Consider the following 20,804-nt stretch of genomic DNA (forward strand, 5'->3'; position numbering starts at 1 on the left):
ACGGTGCGATACCAGTCGTCGTCAAAAACGGGGGGCTGCCAGTTTCGGATAAAGACCGAAGCGCCGCGCTGTGCCTTTCAGGAGCCATCGCGCTACTCGGCTGGGGATGGATGCGTCGCTTCCGACCTCCGACGCAAGTTCGAGCAACGGCGCAAACTTCGATCGTGGATCCAGCAAACTCTCATCGAGCCAGCCATCGATCAATGATTGGCTGACATCATCGATCTCGAACGGCTGATCGATATCGGTGCGGCGAGAGAATGACCGGGTCATTTCCAGCACACGCGCGGCTGTCTCCAATCCCCATTCCCTGTGGGCCTCGGGCAACCGGACAAGGGCCGATATCAGAGTCTCGATGGCCGCTTCGCCCCGCAACCAATTGGCGATGACAAACGCCTCGAAGCCTTGTTTGACGCTGGGATGCGCAAAGGCGACCACTCTCGCCGGCTGGCGAAGGTGCCGGGCGGCAACCATCCGGTCGACGACCTTGCCGAAGGCTTCGCTGAGAGCGCTGTCGAAGGCGCGCAAGGCGCGCTGGAGGGGGTGCATTCGCGTGCGGTCGAACTGAGCCCGCGAAGCCAGAAGTGCCCAAACGAGGGCTGAAGCACCGGTTGTGTCCATTGAGGAAAGCGCTCGAACGACCACGCCCTCAACTGCGTCGCGCTGTGCCAGTTCGAGCAGGCGGCGGGAGAAAGCGTGATCTGGCTCTTCTGCCTCTGGGCCAACCTGCAGGTGACTGAAGAACAGTTCGAGTTCTAGCGGAGTTTCGAGTTTTTCGAGAGCATCCTTGCGGAACTCATACGCCTTCGTCTGCAGGGGCGCCGGCAGTTGGTCCATGCGATTATCATAGATGTCGCCTAGCTGGCCGTCGCGATATTGAACGGCGTCCAGCTCGACGGACCAGGTGTCGAGGCTGCTGCCGACGCCCGCGCCGTGCAGCATGTCACTCCGAGTGGTGATCACAAACTGATGCCCCGGCGAAGCTTTCGCCAACAGGCGCGGCAACTGCTCGGTCCATGCCTCATTACCGCCGGCGAGGCTGTATTGCCCCCATGGATCATCGACGTAGAAGAGGGTCGGACCCGTGTCGACCACTTTGCGCGCGTTCGTGGGAGCGTCGTCGGGACCAAGGCTGACGACGTCCAGCGTCCCGTCCCGACGCCGAGCCATGTCGCACAGCTTCAGGGCAGCTTGGGTTTTGCCCGTTCCCGATGGGCCACGAAGGACCACCGCATTCCTATCGGTCAGCAGACGAACCATTTCGTCGAAATTTGCCGGCGCGACGAAGTGTTCGAGGCTCGCAGAACTGGCAAGAAAGCCGCCATGCGCACGTACTGTCGCGAGAAGATCGTCGCGGGTCCATATGCCTGGGGCGCCTCCTCTGGTGCGGCGCTTCGCTTCGAGGCGTAAATGTTCAAGAAGTTTCTGCTGCTCAACTTTGGGAACATGCAGGAGGTCCGACATCAGTTCGCGGATATCGGATGCAAGCTGCTTTTCGGTGAGTTTCCCCCAGATCGCCACACGGCCTTCAGACGAACTCTTCAGCGTCGCGTTCAGGCTAGCGGGAAAGCTCGCTTTGTCGGATAGCTCTTCGAACCCTTGAACCAGTAGTCCTCTCGCGGCGCCCGTGGCATCCGCATTGGTGACGAGGAGGTAGCGCGTGTTGGGGTCGTCGAGGTGATGTAATGCCTTCCGGCGACCGCCTTTCTTGTCGGAACCGTGCTTGAGCAGAGCCTCGAAATCCTCGACCCGCCACGGATCCCCATTGTTCAGTTTGACCTGGACGACCAGTTTCTGATTGCCGGTCACAGTCGCGCTGGGCTGGACACGGCCGGGCACATTTGGTTGCAGATCCGCTTCGAGATCTTCTTCGTTTGCGGGCTCCAGGACCAAGCGCGACGCAGCCTTAGATATGAGGAGGAGCTGCAGGGCCGCCAGAATCGAGACGTCGAGCTGGTAATCAAACCCCGCTTGAGCTGCGGCCGCCCCTCTCAGGGATTGCCTGGAAGGTGGCGGTGTTTGGCCGGGCGAAACTTTGCCCGTGGTTACAGCGTCGATGCTGGAAGGCTCATTTGTCGACATCGTCGAACACCGAGCGTTTGGTGGCGGTTGGAGGCGGCGGAGCGGCAGTCGACGCCTCGTCCTTCTTCTGTGTGACGATATGGGTCCAGTCTGTGGTGTCAGCCTCTTCGTCGCTTTCGCGCTTGCGCTCCTCGATCGCCTTGATCGACCGTTTCACCTGCTCACGCGCGTCGTCGATAAGTGAGGCGGCATCGTCATCGACGCAGATCGTCTCGACATGGTCCAGCACGCCGAGCAGCTTCTCAAAGTGGCTTTCCGGCTCCTCGTCGAGGTCGGCATCAGCCGTAATCTCATCGATGCGCTCTTCGAGCGATGGCAGCACCGCAGTTCGTAGGCCAACGCCCAAGCCGACCAGCCGAAGTGGTGGAATGAGGGCGAGCTTGTCCTCCTCACCGAAGAACGATGCGTCGAAATTCTTGAGTGCCGCAGATTCAAGCTCATCGGCCGCCTCCAAACGGAGGTCGTCCGGAAGCAAATTTAGCCGATGCGCGCGGGCATAGGTGGCTACACGCGGATCATTCCCTACCGGTTCCGTGTGCCAGCATGAACGACGCAGTAGTCCCGGCGAAGCACTTATGGCTTTGCTGAAGACCGCGTCGCTGGCCCTGTAGGCCAGGAAGAGGAAGAGCATCCAATTTCGTTGCAGCTCGTTGGGCGTGCGGCCTAGCCGGCCGACAAGGGCGTCGTCGAGGCTGGTGGGGATCACCAGTGCGTCGCGAATGAGCGATGAACCTTCACAGGTGAAACTGCTGAGGATCGTGTCGATGGTCGCGCCCCGGATGAGTGCGGCCATCATGTGTGGCTTTTGTCTCAGGATCTCCGTCAAGGCGTCGGAGATTGTCGGATGAGCGAATGTCCATTTGCTCCCGGAGAGCTTCAGGAACGAACCCTTCAGTTCGGCGAAGCAATCCTGGATGCGCGTCAGGGTGAAGCCCGTCAGCTCGGCGACGGCTTGCGCGGCTGATGGATCATGATCGTTCGGGTCGAAGCCCGCTTGATGCACATAGACGAGGATAAGGGCAGCCTGGAGGTGGTCGTCCAACGCGTTGACGGTGTCGACGAGATGCTCGCGCGGTTCCTTCATGAACTGGACGAGCGCGCTTTCGCGGGGCGCCAGGCTTTTCGTGAAGTTTGGATCCCCCATGCGCTCGGCGATGCCCGGAAGGAACCCGGGTACGGCGGCGACCGCCTCGAGATGAGGCTTCACGCTCGACCGCCAACTCTGGGTTTGGGTGCCGAAGTTCACATGATTATAAAGGATTTGCGTCTTCTCATCGATCGTCAGTTCACCGACATCGACCACCGCGCTTTCGTCGGCAAACTGCGGAAGGTTTCGCTGTCCTAACCGCCGCCGCGCCGCTTCGTAGATGTGCTTGCGCGAGGTGAGAAGAAAGCGGTTTCCGTGCGCGACGGCCGCGCGGAGCTTTGAAAAGGCGGATGCCCAGTCCTGGACATAGTCGTCGCGCAGGACGTTCGAGCCGAACGCGTCGTCTATCCAGAAGAAGCGGCCAGGATCGTTGGGATTCCATCCGGCTTCGAAGTCACGCGGGCTGGTCAGAGCAAGGACGGTATTGTCAGCATTTTCCGAGGCGATCGTTGAAACGATGGCTCCTATTGCCGACTTTCCGCTCGATGGATTTCCAAGCAGCAGCACCACGCCATGTTTCGAGATGGCATGCACAGCGTCGCGATGGGCTTTGGTCGGGACATAGGTGCGCAGTTTTGGAATCCAGCTATCCAGCAGCGCACGGGACTGTTCACTGAGGCGTTCATCGACGATCGCCGTGAGATCCCCCAGGCCATATACCTGTGGAACCAACGCACGGAGACGCGCGCTGCTCCTGATGACCCGAACGATATGCTGCCGACCAAAAATATGCACTTTGCGCACGCCGAGCGTCCGCAGCTTGGCACGTGCGGCGACCGCCACTGGCGCATCCACGCTCATGTTGGTCATGAAGATATATGTGTCGGCCTGACCCGCTTTGACCAATTCCTCGACGTTTTCCAGCTCAGCGGTCAGATCCGAAACTTTCAGCGCCTTGCCGGCGTCCGACGTATGTTTGCATTGGACCGTGCCGATCGGCGAGGCCGTGGGCTCGGAGGGGATGAGGAACACGGCATCCTGTCCGCCATCATTGGCTTCGCGGAAGATCTCAACAGGCCGGCCGAGCAAGACCTCGCAAACTTGCGAGCAGAGATCCTGGAATGCGCGCCACCCGATTGTGTGGAGCGCCAGATCGCTCCAGGGACCATGTGCCCGACGCCCGTTCAACTCCGTCTCAGAGCTCATGCAGAGTTCACACCTCGCAGAACACCGGCGGGCATCGGGTAGATCTCTCGCTCCATGACGACGCTCGTCGCCCCCAAGGGTCCGAGCTCGATATCCACACGGCGGCCGCCTTGCGTGGCGGTGCTGATCAAGCGTCGGCTCAGAAGATTAGCAAGAGCGGGATCCTCGACGGCACAAATGATCTGGCGCCCATCGGAACGCAGGGCAGCAAGCACCTCGACGAGATGAAGCGCCCTGAAATCATCGATGTGTTGAACGGGATCGTCCAGCAGCAGCGATCGCAGCGGCGTCCATGCGCGAGCCAAGTGGACAGACAGCAGAAACGCAAGACCGGCCGCGCGCCGCTGGCCACTGCTGAAAACAAACTGGGGATTCAGGCCGTCACCCACCTTCAGGCTTAGAAACCGGCGAACATCACCGCGGATACTGTAGTCGATCGTGCGCCAGTCGGCGTGCGGACGCAGCCGCTGATACAGTTCGTTGAGCAAGGGGCTGATCTGAGCAAGCCGCTCATCAATGATCTCTGCGCTCACACGCCTGACTGACCGCTCGATTTCCCGGGCCGCGGTGACGGCACTCTGCGACTGGCCAACCGCCCGCGCCAGTTTCTCGATGTCATCACGCAGTACCGCGATATTGCTTTCGACCGACGACATCCGGGAAACCGCCTGCGACGCCTCCACCACGAGCATAGCTCGCTCAAGGTCGATTAGCCGGTCTCGTTCAGACGCCACGGCCAGCTCAAGGCCGTTGGGGTCTTGGATATAGGCGTGATCGAGCTTCCAATGGTCGTAGAACTCGACATGCGCCGCTTCCTGTGCCCGCAGGCTTCGCAAATCGTCCGCATGGGCCTGAACCGTGGCGGCGGTCTTTTGCAGCGTGAGGCCCGGCTCGCGTGCATTCGCCTTTGCGCTCGCAAGGTCATCGCGGGCGGCCTGAACGCCCGACGAGAGCGACGCGACCCTCTTGCGTGCTATCGCGAGACCGGCCGTAAATTGTTCGGAGGTACGATGAGCCGCACACAGCGGGCAGTGATCGTCATGCAGACCCAAGCTCTCGCCGTGCTCGACCAGAAGTGCGAGCGAGGCCGCGACCGCATCCATTTCTTCTTCACGTGCGAGGCGTTGCTCGGCGTCCGAGACTGCTTTTTGTGCCGCTTTATTGTCTCGCTGCGCCGTCTCATGCGCGGCGGCCGCCGCTGCGCGGGCGGCAACGGCATCCGGATTGTTATAGACGTCCTGTGCGGCTGCCATATCCCTACCGAGTTGGACGGCCTCGCTCATGCGCCCCAACCTGGCGCGCCCGTTCGCTAGAATATCCCGCGCGGCAGATAGTTGTGCGGTCAGCTCGGGCGGCGCACTGGGCGCTGCCGCGGCGACGACTTGCAGGGCCGAGGAAACATCGCCAGATCGGGTCAGGGCAGTCTGTAGCTCCGACTGCTGTGTGAGCCTATCGGCAAGACGCGCGCGAGCCGTCTCATAGGCCGTTTCATCCTTGGTGTGATTAGCTTCGGCAGCCGCGACAACCTCCTTTGCCCTGCTACCGGCTTCGGAGCCTTCCATCGCACCAAGCGCAGCACGGACGAGGTCGAAACGCTCTGTTTCGGTGAGGTCCAAACTAAGTGCAGCGATCCACTCGTCGCGGATGATTGAAGTGCGGGTGAGCTGCTTGAGTGCGTCATCAGGCACTGGCCCGCTACACAACGCAGCTTCGATATCTTCAGGAGATCTATCGCACCCGGCTTCACGCGTCCGCGTGATCGTGAATGGCTTGCCGTCGTGATCGACGAAAGACGCGATAACGTAGTGCGCTTCGGGCACACCTTCGCCGCGCCACCACAAATAGTCGCTCAGGCTTTCCTTGGCGGCTTTCTCAACAGAATATTTGTCGATCGAGCCCGTTATGGCGAACTCTACAGCATCACAAACCGTGCTCTTGCCCACGCCGTTGCGGCCCGCGATGACCGTGAAGCCGCGACCAAAGGTTATCCGGGCGACATCCCTGAACCCGCGGAAACCACATATCTCGACGAAATCCAGCCTCATGATTTTGCTCCCAGAATGCGAGCGACGTCCGCTGGCGTAGCTTCATTGAGGAAGGCTGTTACACCATCGGGGGAGATTTCTTTGAGCCTGGTGCGCAGTCTCATTTCAAAGTTGGCGGCGCCGAGCAGTGGTTTTGATCGAATGGCTAGCAGCGGCAGCAAAGCCATCTCCATGTCATCGGCCGTCCTGATCGAGGCTCGCGCTATCTTTCGGGTCAGCGAGAAGTCTTCTTCTATGCGCTCAATCTCACGACCCCTGCGCGCATCTGAATCCTCGGTCAGGAAGAGGGAATAGACGTTCCAAGCCTTGGCGCCGGCGCTGCGCAGGAATGTCGCGTGTCGAGCCAACGCGAGCTTCTGCCGTTCTTCCCATGTACCAAGGAGCGCATCTGCCGTGTCGAAGACATGCACAAAACCCATGAGCGCGGCGTTTTCAAAGCATGTCACCGGCTCTGACGGCCCGGTCCATGTCCAGGTGTCATATTGGGCATCGCGAAGAAGGATTTCAGATTGGATGTAGATGTCCATCATATGCCCAACGCAGTTCTTGCCCCAGCGAGGTCGTACCATTCGCCACCCGCATCTGGGCGGATGAGATCGCCCGCCCGTCCGCTACGAATGACATTGTCGGGCACACCCAGATCCGTCGCGCCGACGGCGACGACGATGTCGGCCTCCATTGCTGCTGGCGGCTCGACAAACCGCCCGCGCAGCGTGCCCAGCACTGTTTGCGCTCCATTGAGGACGCGAATGCTACGGCCATTGAAGTCGTAACCGTCCGCGCTTTGCACTGCCCCAGCCTGACGTAGCAACAAGTGGAAGAAGCCAAGCGCCTCCGGATTAGCAGGACGCAGGAGCGTCGCAGGGTCCGCCGCCGAGACGCCTTCGGCATCCCGCCGCAGCCCGTACAAAGCCTCGCTATCGAAAGCCGCGACTTCGAGCCAAGCAGGGTCACATTGAACGCCGGTGGCGTGCTCAAAGGCGGCCCGTCCCGCATCCAGCACTTGGCGAAGATAATTGGATGAAAATGCCCGTCGCAACTCGTCGAGCGCGGCAGCGCCGGACTCCTGAACGTGTTCGAAAGTTACGTTCTGAGCGTGGGCGATCTGCCAGAGCTGTGGCGCCTTTTGCTCAAGGGCGTCTGTCGGCGACAGGTCGATCACGGTGACGGACAGCGGCTGAACATCGATCAGGGCCTCACCGACCAGCGCGTTGAGGTATTCCCAATCCGACCAGAAACCGACGACGAGGACCCTTTTGTCGGATGTTGGCGGCCATCCAGACCTTGCTACGGGCGATGCGTGTTGAAATCGTCGGATCGTCGAGCTGTGACGGAGCCCAGACCGTGGAGGGACGATCTCGGTGGGCGCAGCCATGAAACTTCAGCAACGGTGCCTGTCGAACGTTGTCGGCAGTGGCTTCGTCCCCATCGAGCGAGCCACGAAAGTCGGCGCCATAATCCCACGCGCGTCTCTCCATCAACGTGTCGTAGTTGCTCGAAATGCCGGCTACGGCGGCGCGTGTGATGAGGAAATCTGCGATGGCGGCATGACCCGTGTTCGAGGGCCGAACAAAAGACGACCACGGGACGAGGTGCTCGATGAAGACAGATTGCAGGGTGTTGAGGCCAGCGAAGTGCTCTGCCAGCGCCTCCAGGTTTTCGCGCAGCCCGGCGTCGCAATTGGGGTCTGACTCAAGTCGGTATTTGTCGAAACAACGCTTCGCTACTGCTCGCGCGGATGGAAGGCTGCTAGGGGGAGCCATGGAAAGGCCGGCGCCGCAGACCACCAACAAGCGGCCCGCGTTCATCGATGCCAATAGCCGAGCGATTGTTTCCGGCGTCAAGTAATCCTCCGTGCTTAGTCAGTTTCCCGCACTTTCGCGCCTTACGTCGTTCCATTTGCTCGTCAGTCAGACGTCGATCACTACGTTCATACGATTCAATTCCCCAGCATAGGCACTTCGTGTATAGCGTTTATATTTCTTCCTTGCCCCAATTTTCGCAAGTATCGTATCGAATTATGTTGGTCAGTTCTCAAGCTTGCTCGGCACGTTAGTGAGCAGTCTCACCGGAGGCAGCAATCCATCACAAATCACGTCATAGGATCGACAGGCACGACTTTACCCGCCCCCCGGTTTGGACCCGCACTATAGTAGCGGGTCAGAAATCTCGCCGTGCCATCTAAATCGGGGAAGAGCATTCTCTCGCTCACATTGTCCTGGTCGAGCTTATCTCGGAGCTCCCACTTGATTTTTGCGGGTATGATTATGCGCTTCACCAGATCCTTGTTCTCGTGCCTGAGAATGTAAGTTCTCAGATCAAATTCCGGGCCAGGCATCATCGATAAGACCGCTCCTTGGTTGATGATGCGGCTATCAAGGGAAGAAGGTTCAAAAGAGAACAAATTCGTTGTTTGGCTCAATAGTGTCGAAAGCACTCAGCGATTTGTACTGATCTGACATTTCGAGCGAGAAAACGAATGCGTCTTCATCAGTGAGGATAGTGGCGAGAGTTGGAGGAAGCACACGTCGCGCGTTGGCCACGTCGACGCACCAAATGGCTCCATCCACGTCGAAGTGGTTCTCGTTAGATAATGCAAAATGTGATGCTACCCTGGGAGATGTCGTCCAGTCCCTGGGGCTGCGAATGCCATCAAGGCAATTTTTGATGGAGGCGGTCAGGTTTGTGTTGCCTCATCGACGGAACTGCCAAGTCTTCGAGGTAATCTGGACCGTGCCGGCCTTCTGACATTCGTCGAGCCACATGTGTTTCGGTCAGCCAGGTTAAGCGCGCCCCCGACGTCTTTCTGTATGCGGCATCTCAAATGGGATTTGATCCGAGCGAAACGGTCGTCATCGAGGATGCCGTAACCGGTGTCCTTGCGGCTAAGCGAGCTGGTATGAAGGTTTTTGGTTTTACGGGCGGCGGACACGCCTACGGTTCTCTCGCGTCTCGCCTGTCTGAGACAGGCCCTGTGCATGTCTGCAGATCGATGCAAGAAGTGGTGAATCGTTTCTCGTCCCGGCCGCTTATGTAGGTTTTCTGTTCCGTTGCTACTCAGACTCCACGACGCGCGGCGCCCCGCCAGCTTGCGCTGCATCAGGGTGCGCGCCACGCCAGGCGGTCATGCTCTTTTAGGCCGATCTCGGCGGCCGCGATCAATCCCTGTGCGATGGCCAGCAGCCGGATTTCGCGGTTGCGATGCCGGCGCCGATCGACGGGGATGGTTTCCAGGCCGAGATTGATGGCCGCCCGATGGTTTTGCGTTCGTGGGTGGGGGTGCGGATGTCGCGGGTGGCGTCGTGGAGGACGTTCGAGGTGGACGAGTTCGCCGTCGATCCAGAGGGAGGCGCAGGCGTCGGTGAAATCTTGCCGCTCAATGCAGCCCTGCCCGACCTGAGACCGCGCGATTCTTTCATCCAGGCGAGCAAGGCGCTGGCGTCGGCGACGGGTTTCAGCAGGGTGGAGATGGGCAATTTCGCGAGATCGTAAGATGCCACGGTTCTGGTCCTGAGACCATTGAGAACGCGGTATACGTCGGCTTGCACCCCTGCAGTTCAGAGGGTATCGGCTACGGAAAGACGCGCGAACGCACAACTCCTCGCGCATATAGACGATAAGCTTCAATCGTTGACGATCATCTAAGATTGGATCCCCCATGGAAACCTCAACTATCAGCAATCGCGCAGACTTCGCTCAATGGGCGATCGAACGTTCCCGTGCCATCGTTGCTGAACAAGGTGGCAACCTTGCGCTGGCGGCACGCGACATGGATGAGGGGCAGATCGCTGAAACAGGTAATGCACTCGGTCAGGCGATTGTCGACGCCCTGCTTGAGGTTTTCGATGGCTTGCTCGAGGAGGAGTAATCATTCGGCTTCAACGTTGCCGCATAAAACTCCATTCCCGTTAGCGGAATACCAGAGCCCCAACGGTTGCCCTGATTTGGTGGCGCTTTACCCCTTTGGCATCAATGAACACAGGGCTTACCAAGACCGCGCGCTGATTTGGTGGCGCCCCCTGCGCGCCGATTTGGCGGCGCTCCGGCGCTGATTTGGTGGCGCTTCTTCAAAAATCCGCGCTGATTTGGTCGCGCTTCACCCCTTTGGCATCAATGAACACGGGGCTTACCAAGACCGCGCGCTGATTTGGTGGCGCCCCCCTGCGCCGATTTGGTGGCGCTTTTCCAAAAATCGCGCTGATTTGGTGACGTGCCCCCAATAAATTGTGCCATTCGGAGCTGGAATTTTCCACTTATGATCCCTGCTGGGAAGAAGAGGAGAATTCGATGAAGGCGTCCAAGTTTTCAGAAGCGCAGATTGCATTTGTGTTGAAGCAGGCGGAGGATGGAACGCCGATCGGGGAGGTGTGCCGCAAGGCCGGGATTTCCGATGCGACCTTCTATAACTGGCGCAAGAAGTATTCGGGCCTGATGCCGTCTGAGATGAAGCGTCTTCGGCAGCTCGAGGAGGAGAATGCCAAGCTGAAGCGTATCGTCGCCGACCTTTCTCTCGACAAGGCCATGCTTCAGGATGTGTTGTCAAAAAAGCTCTGAGGCCTGTTCGCAAGCGTTCGCTTATCGATAAGGTCCGGTCCGACTGGAACGTATCCACACGCCGGGCCTGTGCTGTTCTGAAGATCGACCGATCGCTTTATGTCTACAAGTCCAGGCGCGGCGAGCAGGCCGAACTGAAGCTCAGGGTCAACGACATCTGCCAGACCCGTGTGCGCTACGGCTATCGTCGCGTCCATGTCCTGCTGAAGCGTGACGGCTGGTCCGTCAACGCGAAGCGAATCTATCGCCTTTACAAAGAGATGGATCTGCAGCTCCGCAACAAGGTATCCAAACGCCGGGCATGGCAAAGCTGCGGTCTGACCGCACGGAGCCGACGCATTCCAACGATGTCTGGGCTATGGATTTCGTTCATGACCAGTTGGCAACGGGCCGCAAGATCAGGGTGCTGACAGTAGTCGACACCTTCTCGCGCTTCTCACCGGTGGTTGATGCACGCTTCAGCTACAAGGGCGAGGACGTGCTTCAGACCCTTGAGCGCGTCTGCAGGCAGCTAGGCTACCCGGCCACCATTCGCGTCGATAACGGCAGCGAGTTCATCTCGCGAGACCTCGACCTATGGGCCTATCACAAGGGTGTCGTGCTCGACTTCTCGCGGCCGGGTAAACCGACAGACAACAGCTACATCGAAAGCTTCAACGGCAAGTTCCGCGCCGAGTGCCTCAACGCCCACTGGTTCATGAGCCTTGACGACGCGCGATCGAAGATGGAGGATTGGCGTAGAGACTATAACGAGTTCCGGCCACACAGCGCGATCGGCACCAAGGTGCCGATATCGCTCATGAACGGCTCATCGGCACCCCCGCCGAACTGAGCCATGACCCCGGAAAATTCCAGCTCCCGCTGGCCCAAAATCGGGGTGCACTTCAAAAACTGCCGGAGCGAACTCAAAACTGGATAAAACTTGGGGGCAAGGTCAAATCAGTGGAAAGTTCTTCGTGGGATAAATGAGGCCTGCGAACTCATGCACGCGTAAGGCCCACCACATTCTCCGATTCCTGGTCCGGGGAAGCATTCGCCCCGATTGCCGACATATTTTCCCAACACTAGCCCACCGGTGGTGGACGAAACGAGGCCTGCCGGGAGGAGGTGCGACAGACTTTCTCAAAGAACCGGGCAGCGGCTGCTGGGAGAGTGCCGCGCAATCATGATGGAGCCGTAGACAAATACAGCGAGTGCTCGATAGAGCCGTCTTGTACGATCGCGCTTATCCGACTCCGGGGAACAAAACGACATCTGTTGCTTTTTGCCTGCTGAGGTCGCGCACTGTGTCCACCGGAGGTGACTCGGATGACGAACTTCTCGTCGCGGCCGACGAAACGGCAGCAGAGAGTCCAACCTATCCGGTCCGCGCCTCAGGCCGTCGTCATCCGGCGCGGGAGCCGGATCTGTACCGGGAACTGAAATGGCCAGCGACAAGCTCTCCACCTATAAGCAAAAGCGCGATTTTCAGAAAACGGAGGAGCCAAGCGGCGCAACGAAGCTGAAGGCGTCGCACCGCAGGCGTTTCGTCATCCAGAAGCATGACGCAACTCGGCTGCATTATGACTTGCGGCTGGAACTCGATGGCGTCTTCAAGTCCTGGGCGGTCACCAAAGGGCCGTCGCTGGATCCGCACGACAAGCGCTTGGCTGTCGAGGTCGAGGACCACCCGTTGGACTACGGTGACTTCGAAGGTACCATCCCAAAAGGCCAATACGGCGGCGGCACGGTCATGCTCTGGGATCGCGGCTACTGGGAGCCGGAAGGCAGCAAGACGCCGGAGCAGGCTCTGGCCAAGGGCGATTTCAAGTTTACACTGGAGGGCGACCGGCTGCATGGCAGCTTCGTGCTGGTCCGGATGCGCAACGATCGCGACGGCGGCAAGCGCACGAATTGGCTGCTGATCAAGCATCACGACGATTTCTCGGTCGAGGACAATGGCGCTGCCATCCTTGAGGACAATGCAACCTCCGTTGCATCCGGCCGGACGATGGAGGCGATCGCCGCCGGCAAGGGCAGGAAACCGAAACCGTTCATGGTGCGGAGCGGCGACGTTCAGGCCGATGCCGTTTGGGACAGCAATCATGGACTGGCGGCGGAGGAACGCGCCGCGGAAACGAAGACAAAGCGAAAGCCAGCAGCGCCGAAGGCAGCGAAGTCCGCAATGCCGGAGTTCATTCCTCCGCAGCTTTGCGAAACACTTGAACGCCCGCCCTCGGTCGACGGATGGATCCACGAGATCAAGTTCGATGGTTATCGCATCCAGATGCGCATCGAAAACGGCGAGGTGACGCTGAAGACCCGTAAGGGCTTGGATTGGAGCTCCAAATATCCGGCAATTGCCAACTCCGGCGCTGCCCTTCCCGATGCGATCATCGACGGGGAGATCTGCGCCCTCGACGAGAACGGCGCTCCGGACTTCGCCGCGCTTCAGGCGGCGTTGTCGGAAGGCAAGACCGACGCCCTGGTCTATTTTGCCTTCGACCTGTTGTTCGAGGGCGATGAAGACCTGCGGCCACTGCCGCTGAGCGAGCGGAAGGAACGCCTTCGGACACTGCTGAGCGATGCAGGCGAGGATTCCCGCCTGCGTTTCGTCGAGCATTTTGAAACCGGTGGTGATGCCGTCCTTAGGTCGGCATGCAAGCTCTCATTAGAAGGTATTGTCTCGAAGCAAGCCGACGCTCCCTATCAATCCGGCCGCACCGCGACCTGGGCGAAGTCGAAATGCCGGGCTGGCCACGAAGTCGTTATCGGCGCCTATGCCAAGACCAACGGCAAGTTTCGTTCCTTGCTGGTCGGCGTCTTCAAAGGTGACCACTTCGTCTATGTCGGTCGGGTCGGGACCGGCTATGGTGCAAAGGCAGTCGATACGATCCTGCCGAGGCTACGGGAGATCGAGGCCGAGAAATCACCATTCACGGGCACCGGCGCCCCAAAGAAGGATCCCAACATTGTCTGGGTCAAACCCGATCTGGTCGCCGAGATCCAATTCGCCGGCTGGACTGCGGATGGCCTGGTCCGCCAGGCGGCGTTCAAGGGACTGCGCGAAGATAAACCTGCGACCGAAATCGAGGCAGAAACACCGGCATCACCTGCAAAAACGGACACCCCGACGCCGGTCGTGACAAAACCATCGCGCCCGGCACGCGGCAGGAACGCCAAGGCGGAGGTGATGGGCGTGATGATCTCTAGCCCGGACAAGCCCCTCTGGCCGGATGCCAATGACGGAGAGCCGGTCACCAAGGAAGATCTCGCCCGCTATCACGAAGCCGTCGGTCGATGGCTGATCGACCACATCAAGGGGCGGCCATGCTCAATCATTCGCACGCCGGATGGCATCGGCGGCGAGCAATTCTTCCAGCGGCATGCGACGCCGGGAACGTCGAACCTGCTCGAACTGGTCAAGGTGTTCGGTGACAAGAAGCCCTATCTGCAGATCGATCGGGTCGAGGGCCTTGCCGCCGTTGCCCAGATTGGCGGCGTCGAGCTGCATCCATGGAATTGCGAACCGGGCCAGCCGGAGGTTCCGGGGCGTCTTGTCTTCGACCTTGATCCCGGACCGGACGTCCCTTTCTCCGTCGTCGTCGAAGCCGCGCGCGAAATGCGCGATCGGTTGGAGGAACTCGGTCTCGTCAGCTTCTGCAAGACGACCGGTGGCAAGGGTCTGCACGTCGTCACGCCGCTCGCCGTCGCAAGGAGTAAGAAGCTGACCTGGGGGGAAGCAAAAGGGTTCGCTCACGATGTCTGCCAGCAGGTGGCACGCGAGAATCCTGAGCTCTATCTGATCAAGATGGCCAAGAACCAGCGCAACGGCCGGATCTTCCTCGATTACCTCCGCAACGACCGCATGGCGACGGCGGTCGCGCCGCTGTCGCCCCGTGCCCGTCCGGGTGCGACGGTATCGATGCCGCTTACTTGGAGCCAAGTAAAGACCGATCTCGATCCTAGACGCTTCACCATCCGCACCGTGCCGGCGCTCTTATCGAAGACGACGGCCTGGGAGGATTACTGCAACGGACAGCGCTCGCTGGAGCAGGCCATCAAGCGGCTGGCAAAGTCCAAAAAACAAGCCGTCTGACGCCCCGCCGGCAATTACCGTGGCGGCAAGAAAACTTGGCGCTCCGCGTATTCGCCGGCTATTTCCTCTCCAGTTCCATCACGAGAATATGCAGAATCACCTCCTGCGTTGCGAGGCATGCGTTCTCGGCAAGTGCGGCGATCTTGCGAGCGCGGGTATTCACCCGCTTCTCTCGCATCTGGCGAAACAGCTCCTGCTTCCTGTCGGGCTCGACGTCACCATAGTACTTCCGCGTGGTCCAGATCTGCTTATGCCCGAGGTTCTGGCTGACCGCCTTCGCAATGTCTTCTGACCAGTTCCCTGCACTGCAAAGCTTAGCGACGGTCGAACGTATGGCATGAGGCTTGAAGTAGGGAACGCCTGCGGCAGCGGCGGCCTTCCGCAAGACCTGACGCACCGGCGCGGCCGTCGTGAGAAACTCCAGCTCGATGGTGGGGGCGCCGATCCACGGCTTGAAAGGCGCCTTGGGAATGAGCGGAGCATCATCTCCGGCACCCATCGACCTCAACTCTTCAGTCCACTCGATAACGATCCGTTCGATGTCGTCTCCCACGGGAAACCAGTCAACGATACTCGTCTTGCTGAACTTCGTATCCACTTCGCGCGCATCCTGGAAGACCTGCTTGCGAGCGATATCGACATGCTTCAGGCGAAGCGAGATCAGCGCGCCGTCGCGCACCCCAAACAGGAAGAGCGTGGCCAGCATGGCACGGTCCCGCCGTTGCGCCGGCGTATTCGTCGGCATTTTCTCCAGTATCGTCCGAAGGTGATCCGCGCTGGGAACGAACTTCTCAGCCGCCGCTCCTGCGAGCTCGACCAGACGGCGCGGAGAGTTGAAATGATTGTACAGGCGGCCCGTGATAGAACGCCTGTAACCTTCCTGGTCGGAAAGCCAGGTGAAGAAGGCCTTCAGATTCCCGAACGTGTGCACGACGGTGGAGGCCGACAGTCCCTCCTTGCCCGTCTTTTCTGCCCGACTGATGAGCTCGTCCTTGAACTCTTCGATCATCTTCAGGGTCACGGACCGGAAATCAACGGAACCCGTGTGTTCCTCGAACTGCCAGATGTGGCGCAGGGCGCCGTTGATGGTCGTCGGTTCGAAGCCTTTACCGTGCCTGAGTTCGCCCTGATAGACATAGACGATGGAGGCATTGTTGGTATTCATAGTTATTACTTTCGATTAATCGCGATCTGACGAGACCGCATGGGTTGTGTTGGAGAGGCGGTGGGCCTTCGGCCGGTGGGTCTGTTCTTTGGGGGATGCTCCGCGAGCTGTGAGGTGGACCGCGTGCCGAGGCGGCCCCGGAGTCGAAGCCGCCCGACTTGCACATACCCAGAGTGAACTGGCGAAACATATTAGTCGCGAGTCTGGCTTCCGGGATTGGAATCAAGAAGGCTACGGATGGTCTCAATATCTTCGCGGCAAATGTACCTGTTCACCCCTACTCCCGTCTCTGGGCAGGTGATTTGGGCTCGGAAGACGTCCGGCGTCCGGCCAGGAGCGAAGACGACCTCGGGAGCGATCAGCGAGTGATAACCCTTGCAGCCAAAGCACTTGACCAAGAAGGGACCGGGCGGTGTCCCGGAAGCCCTTTCCTTCCGCCGAGCGTGAAAGGCATTCAGCTCCTTGCCGCGGAACAGCCGAATCCCGGCAGCGATGAACGGAAGTCCGTCGGCGATCCAGTTCGTCAGGGTATTGCGTGAGATATCATAGAGCTTGATGACATCGTCACTGGAGTACAGCTGATGCATATTGGCCTTGCAGCTGCTCTGGAGATTGCGGCGCTTGTTGCGGGGGGAGGCGGGCACGTTCATCGGCCGGTCTCCCCACGAGAGACCTCGTAAGCCACGATATCACTGAGCCGCCAGCGGGTGGATCCGCTGAGGATCTTGATCGGCTTCGGAAAGTCCGGATTTCCCTTGGTGTGGCGCCATACGGTCTGAATGCTGATCGAATAGCGGCGCGCTACTTCCTGAACAGAGAGATAGCGCTCTTCAACATCTGGCTTTGCATCCGAAACCGTTTTGCCCGTGCGCCGAAGATCGCCGTTTGCCGGAGCAACGGGCTTCTGCCGGGGTGTGGCTTCGTAAACCGCCACAGGCTTTGCAGCAGCAGCCTCACAAGACGTGCTGGAATGATTCGCTACATCATCGGACGAAGTAGCTTGGGGGATGACCGGGCCGGAGAACAGGCCCAACTGCGATTCTGAAGACATAGGTGTCCCTTTGAAGAGGACCCCGCACGTCTTGCGCAGTGGTTCGTTTCTAACGGATCACAAGTAGTCGAATGTCGTAACGACTGGCAACCGGCTGATATGAGTTTTTCATGTGGATTATTGGAAAAAGTTCATTCGAAAAACCCATGGCGGGCTGACTGGCGGGCCCAGAGCAGTCGCTCGAACATATTGCAATAAAATCAATAACTTACGAAAGATAATGGCGGAGAGGGTGGGATTCGAACCCACGATACGGTCACCCGTATGCCGCATTTCGAGTGCGGTGCTTTCGACCACTCAGCCACCTCTCCGCTTCGCTGGTCGGCGCTTTGGAAGCGCGGGCTGTCTCATAGCGACGAAAGCCGGGGCTGGCAAGCGGCAAATCCCGGTCCGGCGATCCTTTTTCCTTGACAGTTCCGGTGCCCTCGCCTATGCCCACGAGCGATCAGGCGTGGAATGGATTCCATGCCTCTTTCTTTTGCGCGCGGCCCTGAGGGCAGGCGTCAAAAATCCACCGGCGGAGGGCTTCGGGCCTACCGCTCAACGACTGGCAAAAAGACGGCCGCCCTCGGGCAGAGCCGGAACGAACATGAAAGGATAAAAAATGTTCGCAGTCATCAAGACCGGCGGTAAGCAGTACCGCGTCGCGGCCAACGATGTCCTCACCATCGAGAAGCTCGACGCCGAAGCCGGTTCCACGATCGAATTCAACGAAATCCTGGTTGTCGGCGTAGGCGCCGATGCCAAGTTCGGCGCTCCCTTCGTCAAGGGTGCGACGGTCAAGGCCGAAGTGGTCGAGCACAACCGCGGCAAGAAGGTCCTGTCCTTCAAGAAGCGTCGTCGCCAGAATTCCAAGCGGATTCGCGGCCACCGCCAGCATCACACGGTTGTCCGCATCACGGACATCTTGGCTTAAGTCGATCAGGGTTTCTAAGGTTTAAGGAGAACACCAATGGCACACAAAAAAGCTGGCGGCTCGTCGCGTAACGGTCGCGACTCCCAGTCCAAGCGCCTTGGCGTGAAGAAGTTCGGCGGCGAAGCCGTCATCGCGGGCAACATTATCGTGCGCCAGCGCGGCACGCAGTGGCATCCGGGCGCCAATGTCGGCCTCGGCAAGGACCACACGATTTTTGCTCTGACCGCCGGCAACGTGAACTACCGTACGAAGGCCAATGGCCGAGTATACGTGTCCGTAATGCCGAAAGCCGAAGCAGCGGAATAAGCCGGTAGCGCTCTAAAACAGCCGGCGTCTCATCGACCCGGCTGGCACCACCAGGTTTCAGTCCAGAAGAAAGGGAAGATGGGGCGCCACCCACCTTCCCTTTTTCTTTTGTTCCACAAGGAGGACTGAACCATGCAAGGCGAATTGATAAGGGCGAGCCAATCGCGGCCGCCCGAGGAACGGCTCAGGCCCGAGCGGTCAAGAAGCGATTGCCCCGTCTTACTGTCGCAGAGACTGGTTCTGCGTGCACCCCACCAGGAAGACATCGACGCCCTTGCCCATCTCGCCAACAATGCGAACATCGCCACCATGGTGTCGCGCATGCCGCATCCCTACACGGCAAGAGACGCAGCCGACTTCGTGCGACGTACGAACAGCGGCGAGATCGGCAAGTGCGTCTATGCCATCACCCGAGGTGACAACGGCGTTTTTCTCGGCTGCTGCGCGCTTGAACCGCAGGAAGACGAGCGGACCGTCGAGATCGGTTACTGGCTCGGGGAACCGTACTGGAACAAGGGCTACGCGACCGAGGCGGCACATGTCCTGATCGACATGGCCTTCCGCACCCGCGATATCGACCATATCGATGCGCGTTGCCGCGTCACCAATGTCGCGTCGCGCCGGGTGATCCAGAAGTGCGGCTTCCAGTTCCAGAGTTCCGGCATGATCGGATCGCTGGCGCTGGGCGGCATGTTGCCGGTCGAGTGGTTCAGGCTCGACCGCAAGACCTGGATGTCGCTCAGGAGTTGGGGAGAACTGCGGTGACCGCGGCCCTTCACCAACGCCACCGTACCGAGATCGGGACCCCGGGACCTTGCCCCGTCGTCACGACCTCCCGCCTCGTGCTTCGCCCGCACCGGCTCGCGGATGCGGGGAGCCTCGCGGAATCGCTGGCCGATTTCGCCGTGGCGCGAATGCTGGCGCGGGTGCCGCAACCCTATGACCGTCAGGACGCGGAAGACTGGCTGCAGATCCAGCTTTCCGATGCCGCGAACGGCTGGGCGGCCGCCATTACCATGGGTGACGACGTGCATATCGGCATGGTCGGGATCGAGCAGCGCGGTCAGGCCTGGCACGTCGGCTACTGGCTGAACCGCTACTATTGGGGACGCGGCATCATGACCGAGGCGGTCGGCGCCCTCCTGGATCGCTTCTTGCGGCGAATGCCGGAATCGGCCATCCGATCCGGCGCCTTCGCCGACAACACCGCATCCCTGAAGGTCCAGCAGAAGCTGGGCTTCCGGGTCACCGGCTGCAGCGAAATGTTCAGCCTCGCCCGCAACGGCGTGGTGCCGCACATCGACACGCTTCTCCGACCGGAGGATCTGCGGCGCCCGTGACACCCCTGGTTGACCGACGGGCGACGCTCGCCTTCGGTCAGCCGATCTCCACCCAGACAGGAAAGTGATCCGATCCGGCAGCCCCATGATCGATGTGGGCAGACCGGAGGCGCGGCACCAACCCGGGGCTTGTGAAGCAATGGTCGAGATGCATCCTGACAGTCCCCTCGCCTGGCGGCTTCGCCCAGGTGTAGGCGTCCTCGCCCGCGATGCCGAGATGCGCGAGTGCATCGAACGCATATCCCTCGCGCGCGGCTCTCGGATAGTATCGGTCCAGCCGCCCGGCCATTTCCATATATTCCGGCGATTCCGGCACCATGTTGAAGTCGCCCATCATCACGAAATCCTCGGTGAGTGGCGGCTCGGGAAGGTCGAAGTCGCCAGCACCGGTCAGGGCCCCGCCCTCGCGGACGAAGCCGAGTGCACGCTCCTTGAGGGAGCGCAACTGCTCGATGCGCTCGTCGGGCGACACATGATCGAGATGGACCGAATAGACGCGCAACGGCCCGTCGGGCGTCGCGATCAAGGCCTCAAGGGCACCGCGCTGCAGGTTGAGCCGGTCGAATGTACGGTTGCGTGGCAGGAGCAGATGCCGCACGGCGAGGATCGGCCATCGGGAGAGGATCATGTTGCCGAACTGGAAGCGACGCTCCACCCGCCGGCCATCGAGCTCGACGATATCGAGGAAGACGTCGCAGGGAGCGGCGAAGACGGGGAAATGGTCCGGAAAGCCGTTCGCCATCAGCGAGACGAGATCGGCATGCCCGTTCCTCGGAAAGCCGCGCGTGACCTCCTGCAACGCGATGATGTCGGCACCGGCAAGACTGGCGGCGATCCTCTCCGGGTCGAAACGCCCGTCCATCCCCACGCCGTATTGTATGTTATAGCTGACAAGCTTCATGATATGCTTTGACCTCCGCCTGACCGGCCTATATCGAACCCACGATGTTCCACCCCGGGATGGAACCGTCGCT

General features: G+C 60.0%; 18 protein-coding genes, 1 tRNA gene and 2 pseudogenes. 8 read left to right on the top strand and 13 right to left on the bottom strand.

Annotated elements, in window-relative coordinates; genetic code table 11:
* Nucleotides 1-21: 21 nt before the first annotated feature.
* From ACWGPT_RS13050 to ACWGPT_RS13080, 7 genes are all read right to left on the bottom strand, one after another.
* Nucleotides 22-2,082, bottom strand: coding sequence for an nSTAND3 domain-containing NTPase (locus ACWGPT_RS13050; RefSeq protein ID WP_452606043.1), 2,061 nt, complete (start codon nt 2,080-2,082; stop codon nt 22-24).
* Nucleotides 2,069-4,375, bottom strand: a complete 2,307-nt coding sequence (locus ACWGPT_RS13055; RefSeq protein ID WP_452606044.1) for an nSTAND3 domain-containing NTPase — start codon at nt 4,373-4,375, stop codon at nt 2,069-2,071. Before ACWGPT_RS13055 ends, ACWGPT_RS13050 begins: the two co-directional genes overlap by 14 nt.
* Nucleotides 4,372-6,420, bottom strand: coding sequence for an AAA family ATPase (locus ACWGPT_RS13060; RefSeq protein ID WP_452606045.1), 2,049 nt, complete (start codon nt 6,418-6,420; stop codon nt 4,372-4,374). The genes ACWGPT_RS13055 and ACWGPT_RS13060 overlap by 4 nt, the downstream gene beginning before the upstream one ends.
* Nucleotides 6,417-6,947 carry a hypothetical protein gene (locus ACWGPT_RS13065; protein ID WP_452606046.1) on the bottom strand — a complete coding sequence of 177 codons (531 nt, stop codon included), beginning with the start codon at nt 6,945-6,947 and terminating at the stop codon, nt 6,417-6,419. The genes ACWGPT_RS13060 and ACWGPT_RS13065 overlap by 4 nt, the downstream gene beginning before the upstream one ends.
* Nucleotides 6,947-7,582, bottom strand: coding sequence for a hypothetical protein (locus ACWGPT_RS13070; protein ID WP_452606047.1), 636 nt, complete (start codon nt 7,580-7,582; stop codon nt 6,947-6,949). The genes ACWGPT_RS13065 and ACWGPT_RS13070 overlap by 1 nt, the downstream gene beginning before the upstream one ends.
* Before the next feature lie 34 nt (nt 7,583-7,616).
* A complete protein-coding gene (locus ACWGPT_RS13075; protein WP_452606048.1) occupies nt 7,617-8,264 on the bottom strand; it encodes a hypothetical protein in 648 nt (215 codons plus the stop codon).
* Between the two features lie 248 nt (nt 8,265-8,512).
* Nucleotides 8,513-8,857: a hypothetical protein gene (locus ACWGPT_RS13080; protein ID WP_452606049.1), complete on the bottom strand. Its 345-nt coding sequence runs from the start codon at nt 8,855-8,857 to the stop codon at nt 8,513-8,515.
* 312 nt (nt 8,858-9,169) lie between these two features.
* On the opposite strand from ACWGPT_RS13080, the gene ACWGPT_RS13085 reads away from it, so the two are divergent.
* Nucleotides 9,170-9,457 (top strand): HAD family hydrolase, encoded by a 288-nt coding sequence (locus ACWGPT_RS13085; RefSeq protein WP_452606219.1) that lies wholly within the window; start codon nt 9,170-9,172, stop codon nt 9,455-9,457.
* Nucleotides 9,458-9,478: 21 nt separating this feature from the next.
* On the opposite strand, the pseudogene ACWGPT_RS13090 reads toward ACWGPT_RS13085, so the two are convergent.
* A pseudogene (locus tag ACWGPT_RS13090) lies at nt 9,479-9,920 on the bottom strand (DUF1612 domain-containing protein); the annotation flags it as partial.
* 158 nt (nt 9,921-10,078) lie between these two features.
* Between ACWGPT_RS13090 and ACWGPT_RS13095 the strand changes: the two are divergent.
* The 3 genes and pseudogenes from ACWGPT_RS13095 (at nt 10,079) to ligD (ending at nt 15,052) form a co-directional block, all read left to right on the top strand.
* Complete coding sequence (locus ACWGPT_RS13095) at nt 10,079-10,288, top strand: hypothetical protein (protein WP_452606050.1); 210 nt, start codon at nt 10,079-10,081, stop codon at nt 10,286-10,288.
* A 419-nt stretch (nt 10,289-10,707) separates the two neighbouring features.
* Nucleotides 10,708-11,806, top strand: a pseudogene (locus tag ACWGPT_RS13100) (IS3 family transposase).
* Between the two features lie 591 nt (nt 11,807-12,397).
* Nucleotides 12,398-15,052 (top strand): DNA ligase D, encoded by a 2,655-nt coding sequence (gene ligD, locus ACWGPT_RS13105; protein ID WP_452606051.1) that lies wholly within the window; start codon nt 12,398-12,400, stop codon nt 15,050-15,052.
* 58 nt (nt 15,053-15,110) lie between these two features.
* Here ligD and ACWGPT_RS13110 read toward each other — a convergent pair whose 3' ends face one another.
* The 4 genes from ACWGPT_RS13110 to ACWGPT_RS13125 all read right to left on the bottom strand — a co-directional run bounded on the left by ACWGPT_RS13110 (nt 15,111) and on the right by ACWGPT_RS13125 (nt 17,579).
* Nucleotides 15,111-16,217: a tyrosine-type recombinase/integrase gene (locus ACWGPT_RS13110; protein ID WP_452606052.1), complete on the bottom strand. Its 1,107-nt coding sequence runs from the start codon at nt 16,215-16,217 to the stop codon at nt 15,111-15,113.
* A 191-nt stretch (nt 16,218-16,408) separates the two neighbouring features.
* Complete coding sequence (locus ACWGPT_RS13115; RefSeq protein WP_452606053.1) at nt 16,409-16,867, bottom strand: helix-turn-helix domain-containing protein; 459 nt, start codon at nt 16,865-16,867, stop codon at nt 16,409-16,411.
* On the bottom strand, nt 16,864-17,268 hold the full coding sequence (locus ACWGPT_RS13120; RefSeq protein WP_452606054.1) for a helix-turn-helix transcriptional regulator: 405 nt from the start codon (nt 17,266-17,268) through the stop codon (nt 16,864-16,866). The genes ACWGPT_RS13115 and ACWGPT_RS13120 overlap by 4 nt, the downstream gene beginning before the upstream one ends.
* A gap of 221 nt (nt 17,269-17,489) precedes the next feature.
* A tRNA-Ser gene (locus ACWGPT_RS13125) sits at nt 17,490-17,579 on the bottom strand.
* Between the two features lie 293 nt (nt 17,580-17,872).
* Between ACWGPT_RS13125 and rplU the strand changes: the two genes are divergently transcribed.
* The 4 genes from rplU to ACWGPT_RS13145 all read left to right on the top strand — a co-directional run bounded on the left by rplU (nt 17,873) and on the right by ACWGPT_RS13145 (nt 19,830).
* A complete protein-coding gene (gene rplU, locus ACWGPT_RS13130; RefSeq protein WP_452606055.1) occupies nt 17,873-18,184 on the top strand; it encodes a 50S ribosomal protein L21 in 312 nt (103 codons plus the stop codon).
* Nucleotides 18,185-18,220: 36 nt separating this feature from the next.
* Entirely contained in the window at nt 18,221-18,490 is a 270-nt protein-coding gene (rpmA, locus tag ACWGPT_RS13135) for a 50S ribosomal protein L27 (RefSeq protein ID WP_052639912.1), read from the top strand.
* A gap of 132 nt (nt 18,491-18,622) precedes the next feature.
* Complete coding sequence (locus ACWGPT_RS13140) at nt 18,623-19,255, top strand: GNAT family N-acetyltransferase (protein ID WP_452606056.1); 633 nt, start codon at nt 18,623-18,625, stop codon at nt 19,253-19,255.
* On the top strand, nt 19,252-19,830 hold the full coding sequence (locus tag ACWGPT_RS13145; protein WP_452606057.1) for a GNAT family N-acetyltransferase: 579 nt from the start codon (nt 19,252-19,254) through the stop codon (nt 19,828-19,830). The genes ACWGPT_RS13140 and ACWGPT_RS13145 overlap by 4 nt, the downstream gene beginning before the upstream one ends.
* 37 nt (nt 19,831-19,867) lie before the next feature.
* Here ACWGPT_RS13145 and ACWGPT_RS13150 read toward each other — a convergent pair whose 3' ends face one another.
* Complete coding sequence (locus ACWGPT_RS13150; RefSeq protein WP_452606058.1) at nt 19,868-20,731, bottom strand: endonuclease/exonuclease/phosphatase family protein; 864 nt, start codon at nt 20,729-20,731, stop codon at nt 19,868-19,870.
* Nucleotides 20,732-20,804 lie beyond the last annotated feature (73 nt).

It is taken from the genome of Pseudorhizobium sp. NPDC055634 (assembly GCF_053618655.1).

Excerpts from the sequence above, each read along its gene's own strand:
- ACWGPT_RS13050 (WP_452606043.1), bottom strand. The coding sequence starts at position 2,082 with ATGTCGACAAATGAGCCTTCCAGCATCGACGCTGTAACCACGGGCAAA.
- ACWGPT_RS13055 (WP_452606044.1), bottom strand. The coding sequence starts at position 4,375 with ATGAGCTCTGAGACGGAGTTGAACGGGCGTCGGGCACATGGTCCCTGG.
- ACWGPT_RS13060 (WP_452606045.1), bottom strand. The coding sequence starts at position 6,420 with ATGAGGCTGGATTTCGTCGAGATATGTGGTTTCCGCGGGTTCAGGGAT.
- ACWGPT_RS13065 (WP_452606046.1), bottom strand. The coding sequence starts at position 6,947 with ATGGACATCTACATCCAATCTGAAATCCTTCTTCGCGATGCCCAATAT.
- ACWGPT_RS13095 (WP_452606050.1), top strand. The coding sequence starts at position 10,079 with ATGGAAACCTCAACTATCAGCAATCGCGCAGACTTCGCTCAATGGGCG.
- ligD (WP_452606051.1), top strand. The coding sequence starts at position 12,398 with ATGGCCAGCGACAAGCTCTCCACCTATAAGCAAAAGCGCGATTTTCAG.
- ACWGPT_RS13110 (WP_452606052.1), bottom strand. The coding sequence starts at position 16,217 with ATGAATACCAACAATGCCTCCATCGTCTATGTCTATCAGGGCGAACTC.
- ACWGPT_RS13115 (WP_452606053.1), bottom strand. The coding sequence starts at position 16,867 with ATGAACGTGCCCGCCTCCCCCCGCAACAAGCGCCGCAATCTCCAGAGC.
- ACWGPT_RS13120 (WP_452606054.1), bottom strand. The coding sequence starts at position 17,268 with ATGTCTTCAGAATCGCAGTTGGGCCTGTTCTCCGGCCCGGTCATCCCC.
- rplU (WP_452606055.1), top strand. The coding sequence starts at position 17,873 with ATGTTCGCAGTCATCAAGACCGGCGGTAAGCAGTACCGCGTCGCGGCC.
- rpmA (WP_052639912.1), top strand. The coding sequence starts at position 18,221 with ATGGCACACAAAAAAGCTGGCGGCTCGTCGCGTAACGGTCGCGACTCC.
- ACWGPT_RS13140 (WP_452606056.1), top strand. The coding sequence starts at position 18,623 with ATGCAAGGCGAATTGATAAGGGCGAGCCAATCGCGGCCGCCCGAGGAA.
- ACWGPT_RS13150 (WP_452606058.1), bottom strand. The coding sequence starts at position 20,731 with ATGAAGCTTGTCAGCTATAACATACAATACGGCGTGGGGATGGACGGG.